Source organism: Leifsonia sp. RCC_180 (genome assembly GCF_058138205.1).
Genome location: NZ_CP200340.1, coordinates 3,751,612 through 3,766,315 on the forward strand (window position 1 = coordinate 3,751,612; position 14,704 = coordinate 3,766,315).

The following is a 14,704-nucleotide window of genomic DNA, read 5'->3' on the forward strand; positions in this document are numbered from 1 at the left end:
ACCCCGCCGGATCCTCGACCTGGGGCGCAGCACCGGCCGCGCAACTAGACTGGCCGGTGATGAGCACCACCGAGACCGAGGATCTGGGCCCCCTCTTCGAGGAGCAGGCCCTGCCGTTCATGGATCAGCTGTATGCGGCTGCCCTGCGGATGACCAGAAACCCGTCCGACGCGCAGGACCTCGTGCAGGAGACGTTCGTGAAGGCGTACTCGGCCTTCAACCAGTTCCAGCAGGGAACCAACCTGAAGGCCTGGCTGTACCGCATCCTCACGAACACCTTCATCAACACGTACCGCAAGAAGCAGCGCGAGCCCTACCAGGGGACGATCGACGAGCTCGAGGACTGGCAGCTCGGAGGCGCGGAATCCATGTCCTCGTCGTCGAGCCGCTCGGCCGAGGCCGAAGCGATCGATCACCTGCCGGACAGCGCCGTCAAGGACGCGCTGCAGGCCATCCCGGAAGACTTCCGGCTGGCCGTGTACCTCGCCGATGTCGAGGGGTTCTCCTACCAGGAGATCGCCGACATCATGAAGACCCCGATCGGCACCGTGATGAGCCGCCTCCACCGCGGCCGTCGCATGCTTCGGGAGCTTCTGACCGACTACGCGCACGAGCGTGGGCTCTCCGCCGTTCAGGGAGACCGGGCCGTGCAGACCCCCAGGAGCAAGAAATGACCGACTGCGGTTGTGACAAGGCCAAGGCCGAACTCGAGGAGTACCTGCGCAACGAGCTGTGCAGCGAGGATGCTGCCGACGTGCGCGAGCACCTGGCGAACTGCGCCGGATGCTCCGACGAGGCGCACCTCAGCGTTGTGCTGACCGAGGTGGTGCAGCGGGCGTGCAAGGAGACCGCGCCCGAGACGCTCCGCACCGAGGTGCTGCTCCGCATCCGCTCGTTCCAGGCCAGCGTCCACTAGACCGGCGTTCACCGAGCCCGTTCGCAGGGCTCGCCCGCGTGGCGGTCAGGCAGCGCTGCCGGATCCCACCTCGTGGAGGAAGAACAGGCCGCCGAGCGGGTCGCTCGCCTGGGCGAACCGCCCGAACTCGCTGTCCCATGGGTCGCGCACCACCGTCCCGCCCAGCTCCACGATCCGCTGGGCCGCTGCCGCCGCGTCCGCCACGCCGAAGTAGATGACCCAGTGCGAGGGGACGCCCTGAGGGAGCATCCCGTTCGCGTCGTAGACACCGCCGCTGGGTGAATCCGGATCGCCGAACGTGGAGTAGCGGAAGTCGGCCGTGTCGCCGAGCACCTGCGTCGTCCAGCCGAAGACCTTCGTGTAGAAGCCGACCTGGGCCGCGAAGTCGCGCGCGTACAGTTCGTGCCAGGAGGGCGCGCCGACCTCGGCGACGAGCTCGAAGCCGCGATGCTGCTCGGGATCCCACAGGCCGATGACGGCGCCCCCCGGGTCGGCGAGCACGGCCAGTCTGCCCTGGTCGCCGACGGTCATCGTCGGTGCGATCACCTGGGCTCTGGCCTCGATCGCCGCCTTCTCGGCGGTGTCGGCATCCTCGACCAGGAGGTAGGTGAGCCAACTGTCGCCCTGCGCGTCGCCCATCACCGGGCCGAGGCCCGCGACGGCACGCCCGTCGCGCCGGAACGTCACGTAGCCCCCGTACTCCTCGCCCGCGGTGTCCGCGGTCCAGCCGAACAGGCTCGTGTAGAAGTCGCGGGCGCGCGGTACGTCGGTGCTCGCGTAGTCGACCCAGCAGGGCTCTCCGAGGCGGTGGTTCGTCACGACGGTCATGGGCTCACGCTACGCCGCGCGCGCCCACGGCGCACCAGTGCCGGCGGCCGGGCGCCCACCTCTCGGCGTAATGTGGTCGTCGGTGCGCGACAGGAGGAGCGAGTGGTTCGACGACTTCCCGCGGACGTGCGTCGCGCCGAGATCGTGCAGGTCGCGCAGGAGGCGATGGCCGAGCTCGGGTTCCGGCGCCTGAGCCTGCGTGAAGTCGCCCGTCGGGCCGGGATGAGCGCCCCAGGCGTGGCGAAGCACTTTCCCACGATGGAGTCGCTGCTGGAGGCGGTGCTCGCCTGGCGGGACAGCACCGAACTGACCGACATCCTCGTCGCTGCGCCCGGCCGGCTGACGTTCATCGAGGTGCTCGACCGCGCGGCCGACCTGTTCGTCGCCCAGGCCGCAGAGCGCGTCCGCTTCGACGCGCTCGAAGCGGAAGCGGTCATGGACTCCACGCACCCCGCGCATCTCTACTTCGTCTCCCGCTTCGACGCGAACGTGCAACTGCTGCGTCCCATCCTTGAACGGGAATACGAGGATCCGGCGGCGGCAGTCGCAGCTGTCGGGATCGTGCTCGACGGGCTGCGGATGCGGTGGCTCCGCGAGAAGGGCGAGCGGGATTTCGTGGGCGACCTGCGCGCGGTACGCGCGCTGCTGGAGACGGGACTCGTCCGCCGGTCGGACGCGTGAGGTCCATCGCTCGCCCAGCTTCTCCGCAGCCGGGGTTCGGAACCCGTCCAGGATCCTTGCGTATCCTCGAGCCTTAGTTTACAGCTGTAAGCTACATGGCTTCCGCGCACGGCGCGGCTCACGAAAGACCAGATCCGCATGGGCAAGCTCATCTATGGCAGCGGCGGCACGTCCTACGACATGGACGACCGCACGCTGAGTCACCTCAAGGTCGCCATCGTCGGCAAGCTCCGTCGCCACGAAAGCTTCCTCGTGAACTGGTCGGTTGCCCGCGAGCGCGGTGGCGGCCGCATCAGCCTGTGGGTGAGCCGGGAGATCCCGCTGGCGTTCGTGTTCTCAGGCTCGCGCCCACCGTCGCTCAATCCTGCCTGGATCGAGTGCCTGCGCGGATTCGTCGACCGCTCCGGCGGGATGCAGGTGATGTCCGAGGCGGAGGCCGTCGCTTGGCAGTCGGAGAGGATCCCCTCCGCGGCCTGACTGCGGCGCCGTATCACGGCGCCGCAGTCGCGCTAGAGCGTCAACGCGCGCTGGATGAGGACCTGCTGCTCCTGAGCGTGGCGCTTCGCCGAGCCGGCGGCGGGCGACGCCGACGGCGGCCGGGAGACCACGCCGAGCGGCCGCGGGCCGAGCTTCGAGGTCTCGAGGATCATGAACGGCCAGGCGCCCTGGTTCTCCGGCTCGTCCTGCACCCAGACGAGTTCTGCATCCGGGTAGGAGTCGACCACGGCCTTGAGCTCGGCGGCGGGCAGCGGGTAGTACTGCTCCACCCGCACCAGGGCGATCTCGGGGTTCGGGTTCTTCTCCAGCTCGTTGAGCAGGTCGTAGTACAGCTTGCCGGCCATGAGCAGGACGCGCTTGACGCTCGACTTGTCCGTGATCCGCTTGTCGTCGATCACCGGCTCGAAGCGGCCGCTCGTGAAGTCCTCGACGTTGCTCGACGCCCCACGGAGTCGCAGCATCGCTTTCGGGGTGAAGACGACCAGCGGCCGGCGCGGCCGGGCGTACGCCTGGCGGCGGAGCAGATGGAAGTACGACGCCGGGGTCGACGGGCGCGCGACGGTCATGTTCTTCTCGGCGCACATCTGCAGGTACCGCTCGATGCGGGCGCTGGAGTGGTCCGGTCCCTGACCCTCGTAGCCGTGGGGGAGGAGCAGGACCAGCGACGACCGCTGTCCCCACTTCTGCTCGGCCGCAGAGATGAACTCGTCGATGATGATCTGGGCGCCGTTGGCGAAGTCGCCGAACTGGGCCTCCCAGAGCACCAGCGCATCCGCTCGCTCGACCGAGTAGCCGTACTCGAAGCCCATCGCGGCGTACTCGCTCAGCAGCGAGTCGTAGATCCAGAACTTCGCCTGGTTGTCGCTGAGGTTCGCGAGCGGCAGCCATTCCTGGCCGTTGACGCGATCGTGGAGGACGGCGTGGCGCTGCACGAACGTGCCGCGGCGCGCATCCTGGCCGGCGAGGCGCACCGGGGTGCCCTCCACCAGCAACGTGCCGAGGGCGAGCAGCTCGCCGAAGCCCCAGTCGATGCCGCCGTTGCGGCTCATCTCGCTGCGCTTGTTGAGCAGCTGCTGCAGCTTCGGGTGCACCGTGAACCCGGCGGGCGGGTTGTTGAAGGCGTCGCCGATCATGTGGATGACCTGCTCGCTGACCGCCGTCGTCTCCGGCTCGCCGACGTTGTCCTCCACAGGCGCTGCCTGCTCCAGGTCGCCGGACTCGTCCGCGTTCAGGACGGGTGTCGAGTTGGTCTGCGCCGCGTGCGTCTCCATGAACGCGCGCTCCAGGCGGTCCTGGAAGTCGCGGTGCGCCTGCTCGTACTCCTCCTCGGTGATGTCACCGCGGCCGACGAGCGCCTCGGTGTAGAGGCGGCGCACCGAGCGCTTCGCCTCGATGAGGCTGTACATCAGCGGCTGCGTCATCGACGGGTCGTCGCCCTCGTTGTGGCCGCGGCGGCGGTAGCAGACGAGGTCGATGACCACGTCGCGCTTGAACTCCTGGCGGTACGCGAACGCGATCTCTGCGACGCGGACGACCGCCTCCGGGTCGTCGCCGTTCACGTGGAAGATCGGCGCCTGGATGGTCTTGGCGACGTCGGTGGAGTACACCGAGCTACGGCCCTCGCCCGGAGGGGTGGTGAAGCCGACCTGGTTGTTGATGTTGACGTGGATGGTGCCGCCGGTGCGGTAGGCCCGCAACTGCGACATCTGCATCTGCTCGGCCACGATGCCCTGACCGGCCATGGCCGCGTCGCCGTGGATGAGGATGGGCAGGGTGAGGAACGTGCCGGCCGGGCGACGGTCCTGCTTGGCGCGGACGATGCCTTCGAGCACGCCGTCGACCGCCTCCAGGTGCGACGGGTTAGCCGCGAGGTAGACGGGGATCTCCTCGCCACCGGCGCCCTTGAAGGTGCCCTCGGTGCCGAGGTGGTACTTCACGTCGCCGGAGCCCTGCACCGTGCGCGGGTCCTGCGTGCCCTCGAACTCGCGGAAGATCTGGCCGTACGTCTTGCCTGCGATGTTGGTCAGGACGTTGAGCCGGCCGCGGTGCGCCATACCGATGGCGACCTCGTCCAGCTCGGCCTCGGCTGCACCCTGCAGGATGGCGTCGAGCATCGCGATGGTCGATTCGCCGCCCTCGAGGCTGAACCGCTTCTGGCCGACGTACTTGGTCTGCAGGAAGGTCTCGAACGCCTCCGCCTCGTTGAGCTTGCCGAGGATGCGCAGCTGCTCGTCGTGCGTCGGCTTCTGGTAGGGCCGCTCCAGCTTGTTCTGGAACCACTTGCGCTGCGCCGGGTCCTGGATGTGCATGTACTCGATACCGACGGTGCGGCAGTAGGAGTCGCGGAGCACGCCGAGGATGTCGCGCAGCTTCATGGTGCGCTTGTCGCCGAACTGGCCGGTGACGAACTCGCGGTCGAGGTCCCAGAAGGTGAGCCCGTGGCTCTCGATCTCGAGGTCGGGGTGGGTGCGCTGCTTGTACTCGAGCGGGTCGATGTCGGCCATCAGGTGGCCGCGCACGCGGTACGAGTTGATGAGCTCCTGGACGCGGGCGGTCTTGTCGACGGCGCTCGCCAGGTCGACGCTGATGTCCGGGTTCCAGTGGATCGGCATGTACGGGATGCGCAGCTCGGAGAAGATGTCCTCGTAGAAGCTGCGCTTGCCGATGAGCATCTCGTGCACGATCTTCAGGAACTCGCCGGAGCCGGCGCCCTGGATGACGCGGTGGTCGTAGGTGCTCGTGAGCGTGATCGTCTTGCCGATGGCGAGCCCGGCGAGCGTCTTCTCGCTGGAGCCCTGGAACTCGGCCGGGTACTCGAGGGCGCCGGCGCCGATGATGGCACCCTGGCCCTTCATCAGGCGGGGGACCGAGTGCACGGTCCCGATGCCGCCCGGGTTGGTGAGCGAGATGGTGGTGCCGGCGAAGTCGGTCGCCGTCAGCTTGTTGTTGCGGGCGCGGGTGACCAGGTCTTCGTAGGCGGCCAGGTACTCGCCGAAGCGCATCGTGTCGGCGCGCTTGATGCTCGGGACGAGGAGGGCGCGCGTGCCGTCGGGCTTGGGCAGGTCGATCGCGATGCCGAGGTTGATGTGGGCGGGGGCGACGACCGACGGCTTGCCGTCGACCTCTTCGTAGTAGACGTTCTGGCTCGGGAACTCCTTGAGCGCCTGGATGAGCGCCCAGCCGATGAGGTGCGTGAAGGAGACCTTGCCGCCGCGTGCGCGCTTGAGGTGGTTGTTGATGACGATGCGGTTGTCGATCAGCAGCTTGGCCGGGATGGTGCGAACACTCGTCGCTGTCGGAACGGTGAGCGACGCATCCATGTTGGTGGCGAGCGACTTCGACATACCCCGCAGCGGGGTGACCTTGTCCTCTTCCGCCGCCTCGACGGTCGCGTTGGGCGCGGTCACAGGCGCGTCGGCCGGCACGGGCTGCGGCTTGGGCGCGACCGAGGTGGTGCGTGCGACGGGCTGCTGGCCGATGATGGGGATGGGCGTGGTGACCGGCTTGGGCTCGTTCGGGTGCGGCGCGGGCGCTCCACCGGCGGACGGAGCGGCCGCTGGGGCCGGCGCCGACGGCTCCGAGGCGCCGGGCGGGGTGGGTTCGGACGGAGTCGGGATGCCGGGCTCGGCCGGGCTCGGGATCGTCGGCTCCGGCGGGGTTGGTGCGCCCGGCTCCGACGGGGTGGGGGCGGGCGTCTCACCCGGCGACGGGATCGAGTCGTCCTTCACCGCCGGGTGGTAGTTCTCGAGGGTCGGCCACCACGACTTGTCGACCGAGTTCTTGTCCTGGATGAACTGCTCGTAGAGCTCATCCACGAGCCATTCGTTGGCTCCGAATTCGCCCGCGGAGCCGTCTTCGGTTCCCACTCCGGTCAATTGGCTCGACACAGCCGATCGCCCACTCTCTCCATCGATTCGTTTCGTCCGGGCGGCCTTGCACCGCCCGCTTCCATCCGATCCTCAAGCCTAATCCCATCCCTACTCCGGTGCGGGCGATCAGCCTCGCGGGATAGCGTTATTCCCATGCAGTTCTATGCCACGACTCCGCGCCACGACCTCACCTACTCCGATGTGTTCCTCGTGCCGTCGCGCTCGAACGTCACGAGTCGTCTGGATGTCTCCCTCGCCCCAAACGACGGGACGGGTGCGACCATCCCGATCGTGTCCGCGAACATGAACTCGGTGACGGGGAAGCGGCTCGCCGCGACCCTCGCGCGCCGGGGCGGCCTGGGCGTTCTCCCGCAGGACATGCACCTGCAGGATCTGGACGACGCGATCCGCTGGGTGAAGGCGCAGCCGGTGATGTTCGACACCCCGTACGAGGCGCATCCCGACGAGAGCGTCGCCGACGTGCTGCGGCGCATCCCGGCCGTCGAGGGGCACGGGATCGTGGTGAGCGACCGCGACGGCACCTACCTCGGCTGCCTCGCCGCCGTGCAGCTCGGTTCGGCCCTCGCCGACGCCCGGGTCGGCGATCTGCTGCACGGAGCGCTCACCTCGCTCGACGCCGAGGATCTCACCGACGGTCGTGCCGCCTTCCAGGTGATGGATGCGGCGGGCATCGACTTCGCGCCCGTCCTCGACCACGGCAGGATCGTCGGCACCCTGTCCAAGCGCAGCGCGCTGCGCTCCACGATCTACACGCCGGCGCTCGACGCCGATGGCCGCCTGCGGGTGGCCGCCGCGGTCGGCATCAACGGCGACGTTGCGGGCAAGGCGAAGGCGCTGGCCGCCGCGGGCGTCGACGTGCTCGTGGTGGACACGGCGCACGGCGACCAGGACGGCATGCTCCGCGCGATCCACGCGGTCAAGTCGCTGGACCTCGGCTTGCCGATCGTCGCGGGCAACGTGGTGACGGAGCAGGCGGTGCGCGACCTCGTGTCGGCCGGCGCCGACATCCTGAAGGTGGGCGTCGGCCCGGGGGCGATGTGCACGACCCGGATGATGACGGCGGTCGGGCGGCCGCAGTTCTCGGCCGTGCTCGAGACCAGTGCGGCGGCGCGTGAACTCGGCGCACACGTCTGGGCCGACGGCGGCGTGCGCTACCCGCGCGACGTCGCACTCGCGCTCGCCGCGGGCGGAGCGTCCGTGATGATCGGCTCCTGGTTCGCCGGCACGATCGAGGCGCCGGGGGCGCTCGCCCGGGACGGCAAGGGCGGCCTGTACAAGGAGAGCTGGGGCATGGCGTCCACGAAGGCGGTCAAGGGACGCTTCGAGCGGCTCGACGCCTACGAGCTGGCCCGCAAGGAACTGTTCGCGGAGGGCATCTCGAGCTCGCGCATCTACCTGGACCCGCTGCGGCCGTCCGTCGAAGACCTTCTCGACATGATCACGACCGGCGTGCGCAGCTCGTTCACGTACGCGGGAGCGCGGACGCTCGCGGAGTTCCACGAGCGGGCGCTGGTCGGCATCCAGTCGGCGGCAGGCTACGAGGAGGGCAAGGCGCTGCCGGTGAGCTGGTAGGCGGCCACGCCACGAGGGCGGCCCCGCACGGGACCGCCCTCGCACGAACTCCGCGCCGTCAGCGCGAGCGCACCAGCGCGGTGACCGCCGCACCGATCAGCGCGAGCAGCGCGACGCCGAGGAACAGGAGCAGGAAGCCGCCCGCCGTCGCCGCCGTCGCACCGCTCCCAGCGGCGAGGAGCGCCGCGGTCTGCGCCGAGGCGATCCCGCCCAGCACCGCGAGGCCCAGCGCCCCGCCGATCTGCTGCGCCGTGTTGACCAGGCCGCTGGCGAGACCCGAGTCCGACTCCGCGACGCCCCGGACGGCGAGCTGCGTCGCCGTCACGAAGGTGGCGCCGAGTCCCAGGCCGATGACGATGGTGGGAAGGACGAACCCCGCGACGAATCCGGTGCCTCCGGCCAGGGCGAACCAGACCACTCCCGCCCCAAGCACGACGAGCGCACCCGTCAGCGTCGGCCGCAGCCCGAGCCGGGAGACGACAGCAGGCACGACTCCCGCGATCCCGACCAGGGCGAGCGCGAGCGGCAACTGGCTGAGACCGGCCGAGAGCGCATCCAGGTGCAGGACCTCCTGCAGGTAGACCGACAGGGCGAAGAACAGCGCCACGGTCGACCCGCCGACCAGGAGCATCACGGTGTTGCCGGCGAGGGCGTCCCGGTTGCGGAAGAACGCGAAGGGGAGAAGGGGATGCGCCGCGCGCCGCTCGATCAGGACGAACGCGGCGAGCAGGGCGAGAGCGGCGACTCCGAGGCCGAGGACGGTCGGGCTGGTCCAGCCGAGGGTGCCTCCCTCGCTGAGGGCGGCGACGGCGGCGGCGAGTCCGAGGGTCGCTGTCGCGGCGCCGGCGGCGTCCATCCGCTCCGCGGTTCCCCGACGGTCGCGGTTGATCAGCAGCGGGATGGCGACCAGCACCAGGATGCCCACCGGAACGTTGACGAAAAACACCGACGACCAGCCGAAGCCGGCGGTCAGCACGCCGCCGAGGAGCACGCCTGCCGCACTCCCCATCCCGGCGACAGCGCCCCAGAGTCCCAGCGCCTTACCGCGCGCGGCGGTGTCGGGAAAGAGCTGGGTCAGCAGGGCCAGGGAGGCCGGTGCGAGCAGGGCGGCGAAAGCGCCTTGTACGGCGCGAGCCGCCAGGAGCATCGTGCCGTCCACGGACAGTCCGGCAGCGAGTGATGCGGCCGCGAACCCGGCGACGCCGATGAGGAACACGCGACGGTGACCGAAACGGTCGGCGAGGCGCCCACCGAGCAGCAGCAGCCCTCCGAACGGCAGGACGTACGCGGTGACCACCCAGGCGAGCGCCGCTGTGCTCAACCCGAGGGCCGCGCCGACGGTCGGCAGCGCGATGTTGACGATGGATGCGTCGAGCACGACCAGGAACTGAGCCAGCGCGAGCACGGCCAGTGCCCACCAGCGGTGCGTGCTCCGCGTGGTCTGCGGGGTGGGCTGCCCGGTGGGCTGCGCCGACGTGGCCGCGAGGGTGGAGGTGGGATTGTCCACGATGATTCCTCTCGTTGTGAGTGATTGATCAATCACTCTTGGGCGGTGCGAATGGATGGAAAGTGCAGTGGGTGAATCAGGGATGACGGATGCCGTGCGTGAGCGTGCGCGCCCAGGTCTCGGGGACCTCCTCGAGGCCGGCGGTGACGACAAGGTGGCAGAGCTGCCCGTATGCGACGAAGCGCTGGACCGCATCCTCGTCGGCGCCGGAGCGAGTGGTGGCGAAGCGGGTGATGCGGGCGAGGCCCCGCCGGAGCGCCTCGCGGATCTCCGGGACATCGGACGCGGACTGCGCATGCACTTGGAGCATGAGCAGTGACCGGTCCGAGATGAGCTCGGCGTACGCGCCGCCCATCGCGTCGAGGATCGCCGCCGGGGTGCCGCCGTCGGCAGCTCGCGCCCCCGCCTCAAGTGCCGCCTCGATTCGCTCGAAACAGCGGTCGAGGGAGGCGACGAACAGGCTCTCTTTGCTCGGGAACAGCTTGAAGACGTACGCGGGAGAGATGTCGGCGTCCGAGGCGATGGCCGCGATCGGGGTGCCGAGGTAGCCGCTCGCCGCGAACACGGCGATGGCGCTGTCGAGCACCGTCTCCCGACGGTCGTCTGCGGTGGAGAGTGTTCGTGCCATGTGAGTGACTGTACACTCACTCTCTTTCGCATGTCAACACCGACGACCGACGCCCTTTGTCACGAGCGCGGCCGGACGCGCAGCGGCGCACGTGACGAACGGTGGCGCTCGCCGCCGGGCTCACGAGCGACGGGTCGCGTCCTGCACCTCGCCGACGAGCTCCTCGATGATGTCCTCGAGGAACAGCACGCCCGCGGTCGCGCCCTCGCCGTCGACGACCCGCGCCAGGTGACTGCCCGACCGGCGCATGGTCGCCAGGGCATCCTCGAGGTCGCTCCCGGCGAACACGGTGACCAGGCGACGGATGCGCTTGGCCGGCACCGGCAGCTCGAAGCCGGTCTCCTCCAGGTCGAGCACGTCCTTCAGGTGCAGGTAGCCGGTGGGCTCGCCGTCGGCGTCCGGAACGACGTAGCGCGAGAAGCCGTGCTTGGACACGGCCTTCTCGACATCCGCGGGCGTCGGGGAGGAGGGGAGGGTGACCAGCGCGTCGAGCGCGACGGCGACATCCCGAACCTTCTTCGACGTGAACTCGAACGCGGCGGTGAGCGCACCGGTGCGGTCGGTCAGGAGGCCCTCGCGGGTCGACTGCGACACGATCGTCGCGACCTCATCGAGCGTGAACGTGCTCGCCGCCTCGTCCTTCGGCTCGACACGGAACAGCCGGAGCACGGCGTTCGCACTCGCGTTCAGCGCGACGATGATCGGCCGGACCGCCCGGCCGATCCCGACCAGCGGAGGCGCGAGCAGCAAGGCGGCTTTGTCCGGCATCGAGAACGAGATGTTCTTCGGCACCATCTCGCCGAACACCACGTGCAGGAACGACACCACGATCAGCGCCACGATGAAGGCGATGGTGCCGATGACCTCCTCCGACCATCCCGTCGCATGGAGCGGCACCTCCAGCAGGTGGTGGATGGCCGGCTCCGACACGTTCAGGATCAGCAGGGAGCAGACGGTGATGCCGAGCTGGGTCGTCGCCAGCATCAGCGTGGCGTGCTCCATCGCGAACAGCGCCGTCTTGGCGCTGCGCTTGCCGCGCTCGGCCAGCGGTTCGATCTGCGAGCGGCGTGCGGAGATGACGGCGAACTCGGCGCCGACGAAGAAGGCGTTGACGGCCAGCAGCACGACCAGCCAGGCGATTCCGGCCCAGTCACTCATGGGAGGCCCCCTCGCCGTTCACATCGGCACCGGCCACGGCGACCGGGTCCGGGGTGTAGCGGATGCGGTCCACACGCCGGCCGTCGAGGCGTTCGACGCGCAGGGTTCCGCCGTCGATCGCGACCTCGTCGCCGACCTTCGGCAGCCGTCCGAGCTCGTTCATGACGAATCCGGCGACGGTCTCGTACGGACCCTCCTCCGGCACCGTCACGTCCGCGCGCTCCTCCAGCTCGTCGGGACGGAGGATGCCCGGGAACGTGATCGAGTCGCGCCCGCGGATCACGCCTGCCCGAGTGCGGTCGTGCTCGTCCGCGACCTCGCCGACGATCTCCTCCACCAGGTCCTCCAGCGTCGCGATGCCGGAGGTGCCGCCGTATTCGTCCACGACGACGGCCAGCTGGTAGCCGCGTGCCCGCAGCTCGCCCAGCAGGGTGTCGAGGCCCATCGTCTCCGGGACGCGCAACGGCTCGGTCATCAGCGCCGAGACCGGGACGCGGCCACGCCGCTGCCGGGGGACCGCGACGGCCTGCTTGACGTGCACCACGCCCAGGACGTCGTCGATGTCGTCGCCGATGACGAGGAAGCGGGAGTAGCCGGTCTTCCGTGCGAGATCGCTGACCGCCTGTGCGGGGTCGGTGCGCTGGACCGCCTCGATGCGCGGCCGCGGCGTCATTACATCGGATGCGTTGCGGGATGAGAACGCGAGCGTGCGGCTGAGCAGCGTCGCCGTGTCCTCCTCCAGCACGCCGGCGCTGGCGGAGCGGCGGACGAGCGAGGACAGCTCGTCGGCGGTGCGCGCGCCGGACAGCTCCTCCTTCGGCTCGATGCCGAGCAGCCGGAGGAAGCCGTTCGCCGTGCCGTTCAGCAGCGCCACGAACGGACGGAACACGGTCGTGAACACGGTCTGGAAAGGGATGACGAGACGGGCGGTCGCCAGCGGCAGCGCCAGCGCGAAGTTCTTCGGCACCAGCTCGCCGAGGATCATCGACAACAGGGTCGCGACGGCGATCGCGACGATGGTGGCGACGGGCGTGACCACGCCCTCCGGCAGGCCCGTCGCGGTGAGAGGCCCGCGCAGCAGCGAACTGATCGCCGGCTCCATCGTGTAACCGGTGAGGAGTGTGGTGAGCGTGATGCCGAGCTGCGCGCTCGAGAGGTGCGTCGAGGTGATCTTCAGCGCCGCGATCGTCATCGTCAGTCGCGACTCGCCACGGTCGCGTCGCGCTTCGAGGTCGCCGCGGTCGAGGTTCACGAGGGCGAACTCGCTCGCGACAAAGAGCCCGGTGCCGACGGTGAGCAGCAGACCGACGCCCAGCATGATCCACTCAGAGAGCACGACAGTCACCTCGCTCGCGTGCAGGCGGGCTCACGGGACGGAATGGGCTACAAGAGGGAGGGTCGTCCATTTGGCGCCCAGTATATCGGCGCGGGATGCGCGATTCCCCCGGATTTCCGCGGCGGATTCCCAGCGGCAGGTCTGTTCGTAGACGCCCAGTTCCAGTAGTCCCGCCCGGGTCGACCGCGCGTATCATCGCGCCCGGATGAAGGAGGAAACATCATGTTGGAGTCGTGTGTCACGTACTCCGTCCTTCCTGCCTCCGACCTGCAGCGGGCCACAGCGTGGTACCGCGACAAGCTGGAGCTCGAACCGGAGCGGACAGAAGGCCAAGGGGTGCTCTACGGCACCGGATCGGCTGCGAAGATCTACCTGTACGAGACCGGTAACGCCGGTACCGCGCAGAACACCGCCATGTGCTGGCTGGTGCCCGACATCGAGGCAGCGCTCGCCCACCTGCGAGACCGGGGAGTCGTGTTCGAGGACTACGACTTCCCCGGCCTGAAAACCGAGAACGGGATCGCGGAGGACGAGATGGGCCGCTCCGCCTGGTTCAAGGACAGCGAGGGCAATTACCTCTGCTTGACCCAGCCGGCCTGACCCGCCGACGGCCCTCAGCGGCGCCAGCGAGCCCGGACGTACTGCGGCGGCCAGTAGCCGACCTCTACCCCGAGCTCGTGGGCGGCGCGAAGGGGGAAGTGCGGGTCGCGGAGCAGTTCGCGCGCCAGCATGACCGCATCCGCCTGCCCGCTCTCGACGATCTCCGCCGCCTGCTGGGGCGTCGTGATGAGGCCGACCGCGCTCACATCCACATCGGAAGTGCTGCGCACGTGGTGCGCGAACGGCACCTGATAACCCGGCTCGAGCGGGATGCGGATCCCGGCCTGGATGCCGCCGCTGGAGATGTCGAAGAAGTCGGCTCCAGCGTCCTGAGCCCAGGCCGCCACCGTGGCGGTCTGGTGCTCGTCCCAGCCGCCCTCGGTCCAGTCGCTGGCCGAGAACCGGACGAACAGGGGCGCCTCGGGGGCCTCCTCGCGCACGGCCGCGATCACGCGCAGCAGCAGCCGGGCGCGGTTCTCGAGCGACCCGCCGTACTCGTCCGTCCGCTGGTTGGCGATCGGGGAGAGGAACTGGTGCAGCAGGTACCCGTGAGCCGCGTGGAGTTCGAGCACCCGGAAGCCGGCCTCGAGCGAGCGCCGGGTGGCCGAGCGGAAGTCGTCGACGATCTTGTCTATCCCGGCAGCATCCAGTTCGCGGGGCTGGTCGTAGCCCTCGAAGGCGATCGCGGACGGCGCGACCGTGCGCCAGCCGCCCTCCGACTCGGGAACGGTGCCGGTGCCGCCCGTAAGGCCCCAGGTGGATGCCTTGCGCCCGGCGTGGGCGAGCTGGATGGCCGGAACGGCTCCCTGCTCTTCGATGAACGCCGTGATCGGCTTCCACGCGTCGCGCTGCTCGTCGGTCCAGATGCCGGTGTCCTGCGGGCTGATCCGGCCCTCCGGGCTCACCGCGGTGGCCTCGCTGAACACGATGCCGCTGCCGCCGACGGCGAAGCTGCCGAGGTGGACCAGGTGCCAGGTGGTCGGGATGCCGGACTGGTCGAAGACCGAGTACTGGCACATCGGCGAGGTCCAGATGCGGTTGCGGACGGTGACGCCGCGCAGGGTGAGGGGATCGAAAAGAGTGGGCATGC

Annotated in this window: 13 protein-coding genes; 6 read left to right on the plus strand and 7 right to left on the minus strand. The window is 69.5% G+C overall.

Going from position 1 to position 14,704, the window contains the following annotated elements; translation table 11 throughout:
• Positions 1 to 59: 59 nt before the first annotated feature.
• Together AB7E03_RS18380 and AB7E03_RS18385 are read left to right on the plus strand one after the other, a co-directional pair.
• On the plus strand, positions 60 to 674 hold the full coding sequence (locus AB7E03_RS18380; RefSeq protein ID WP_489942934.1) for a sigma-70 family RNA polymerase sigma factor: 615 nt from the start codon (positions 60 to 62) through the stop codon (positions 672 to 674).
• Positions 671 to 916 carry a zf-HC2 domain-containing protein gene (locus AB7E03_RS18385; protein ID WP_441783900.1) on the plus strand — a complete coding sequence of 82 codons (246 nt, stop codon included), beginning with the start codon at positions 671 to 673 and terminating at the stop codon, positions 914 to 916. The genes AB7E03_RS18380 and AB7E03_RS18385 overlap by 4 nt, the downstream gene beginning before the upstream one ends.
• Before the next feature lie 45 nt (positions 917 to 961).
• Here the strand turns inward: AB7E03_RS18385 and AB7E03_RS18390 are convergent, their stop codons facing one another.
• Complete coding sequence (locus tag AB7E03_RS18390; protein ID WP_489942747.1) at positions 962 to 1,744, minus strand: VOC family protein; 783 nt, start codon at positions 1,742 to 1,744, stop codon at positions 962 to 964.
• Positions 1,745 to 1,846: 102 nt separating this feature from the next.
• On the opposite strand from AB7E03_RS18390, the gene AB7E03_RS18395 reads away from it, so the two are divergent.
• Both AB7E03_RS18395 and AB7E03_RS18400 read left to right on the plus strand, forming a co-directional pair.
• Positions 1,847 to 2,425 carry a TetR/AcrR family transcriptional regulator gene (locus tag AB7E03_RS18395; RefSeq protein ID WP_489942748.1) on the plus strand — a complete coding sequence of 193 codons (579 nt, stop codon included), beginning with the start codon at positions 1,847 to 1,849 and terminating at the stop codon, positions 2,423 to 2,425.
• 138 nt (positions 2,426 to 2,563) lie between these two features.
• The gene (locus AB7E03_RS18400; protein WP_489942749.1) at positions 2,564 to 2,902 is read left to right on the plus strand and encodes a DUF7882 family protein; all 339 of its coding nucleotides are present in this window, start codon (positions 2,564 to 2,566) and stop codon (positions 2,900 to 2,902) included.
• Positions 2,903 to 2,934: 32 nt separating this feature from the next.
• Here AB7E03_RS18400 and AB7E03_RS18405 read toward each other — a convergent pair whose 3' ends face one another.
• Entirely contained in the window at positions 2,935 to 6,810 is a 3,876-nt protein-coding gene (locus AB7E03_RS18405) for a multifunctional oxoglutarate decarboxylase/oxoglutarate dehydrogenase thiamine pyrophosphate-binding subunit/dihydrolipoyllysine-residue succinyltransferase subunit (RefSeq protein WP_489942750.1), read from the minus strand.
• A gap of 135 nt (positions 6,811 to 6,945) precedes the next feature.
• Between AB7E03_RS18405 and guaB1 the strand changes: the two genes are divergently transcribed.
• On the plus strand, positions 6,946 to 8,385 hold the full coding sequence (gene guaB1 / locus AB7E03_RS18410; protein ID WP_441783903.1) for a GMP reductase: 1,440 nt from the start codon (positions 6,946 to 6,948) through the stop codon (positions 8,383 to 8,385).
• A gap of 58 nt (positions 8,386 to 8,443) precedes the next feature.
• Here the strand turns inward: guaB1 and AB7E03_RS18415 are convergent, their stop codons facing one another.
• From AB7E03_RS18415 to AB7E03_RS18430, 4 genes are all read right to left on the minus strand, one after another.
• Positions 8,444 to 9,892, minus strand: coding sequence for a DHA2 family efflux MFS transporter permease subunit (locus AB7E03_RS18415; protein WP_489942751.1), 1,449 nt, complete (start codon positions 9,890 to 9,892; stop codon positions 8,444 to 8,446).
• A gap of 76 nt (positions 9,893 to 9,968) precedes the next feature.
• A complete protein-coding gene (locus AB7E03_RS18420; RefSeq protein WP_489942752.1) occupies positions 9,969 to 10,520 on the minus strand; it encodes a TetR/AcrR family transcriptional regulator in 552 nt (183 codons plus the stop codon).
• Positions 10,521 to 10,640: 120 nt separating this feature from the next.
• On the minus strand, positions 10,641 to 11,678 hold the full coding sequence (locus AB7E03_RS18425; protein ID WP_441783906.1) for a hemolysin family protein: 1,038 nt from the start codon (positions 11,676 to 11,678) through the stop codon (positions 10,641 to 10,643).
• The gene (locus tag AB7E03_RS18430) at positions 11,671 to 13,023 is read right to left on the minus strand and encodes a hemolysin family protein (protein WP_489942753.1); all 1,353 of its coding nucleotides are present in this window, start codon (positions 13,021 to 13,023) and stop codon (positions 11,671 to 11,673) included. Before AB7E03_RS18430 ends, AB7E03_RS18425 begins: the two co-directional genes overlap by 8 nt.
• A gap of 213 nt (positions 13,024 to 13,236) precedes the next feature.
• On the opposite strand from AB7E03_RS18430, the gene AB7E03_RS18435 reads away from it, so the two are divergent.
• Positions 13,237 to 13,614, plus strand: a complete 378-nt coding sequence (locus tag AB7E03_RS18435) for a VOC family protein (RefSeq protein ID WP_441783908.1) — start codon at positions 13,237 to 13,239, stop codon at positions 13,612 to 13,614.
• A 14-nt stretch (positions 13,615 to 13,628) separates the two neighbouring features.
• Here the strand turns inward: AB7E03_RS18435 and AB7E03_RS18440 are convergent, their stop codons facing one another.
• Positions 13,629 to 14,702, minus strand: coding sequence for an NADH:flavin oxidoreductase/NADH oxidase (locus AB7E03_RS18440; RefSeq protein ID WP_489942754.1), 1,074 nt, complete (start codon positions 14,700 to 14,702; stop codon positions 13,629 to 13,631).
• Between the last annotated feature and the right edge of the window lie 2 nt (positions 14,703 to 14,704).

Excerpts from the sequence above, each read along its gene's own strand:
- AB7E03_RS18400 (WP_489942749.1), top strand. The coding sequence starts at position 2,564 with ATGGGCAAGCTCATCTATGGCAGCGGCGGCACGTCCTACGACATGGAC.
- AB7E03_RS18435 (WP_441783908.1), top strand. The coding sequence starts at position 13,237 with ATGTTGGAGTCGTGTGTCACGTACTCCGTCCTTCCTGCCTCCGACCTG.
- AB7E03_RS18420 (WP_489942752.1), bottom strand. The coding sequence starts at position 10,520 with ATGGCACGAACACTCTCCACCGCAGACGACCGTCGGGAGACGGTGCTC.
- AB7E03_RS18380 (WP_489942934.1), top strand. The coding sequence starts at position 60 with ATGAGCACCACCGAGACCGAGGATCTGGGCCCCCTCTTCGAGGAGCAG.
- guaB1 (WP_441783903.1), top strand. The coding sequence starts at position 6,946 with ATGCAGTTCTATGCCACGACTCCGCGCCACGACCTCACCTACTCCGAT.
- AB7E03_RS18440 (WP_489942754.1), bottom strand. The coding sequence starts at position 14,702 with ATGCCCACTCTTTTCGATCCCCTCACCCTGCGCGGCGTCACCGTCCGC.
- AB7E03_RS18385 (WP_441783900.1), top strand. The coding sequence starts at position 671 with ATGACCGACTGCGGTTGTGACAAGGCCAAGGCCGAACTCGAGGAGTAC.
- AB7E03_RS18390 (WP_489942747.1), bottom strand. The coding sequence starts at position 1,744 with ATGACCGTCGTGACGAACCACCGCCTCGGAGAGCCCTGCTGGGTCGAC.
- AB7E03_RS18425 (WP_441783906.1), bottom strand. The coding sequence starts at position 11,678 with ATGAGTGACTGGGCCGGAATCGCCTGGCTGGTCGTGCTGCTGGCCGTC.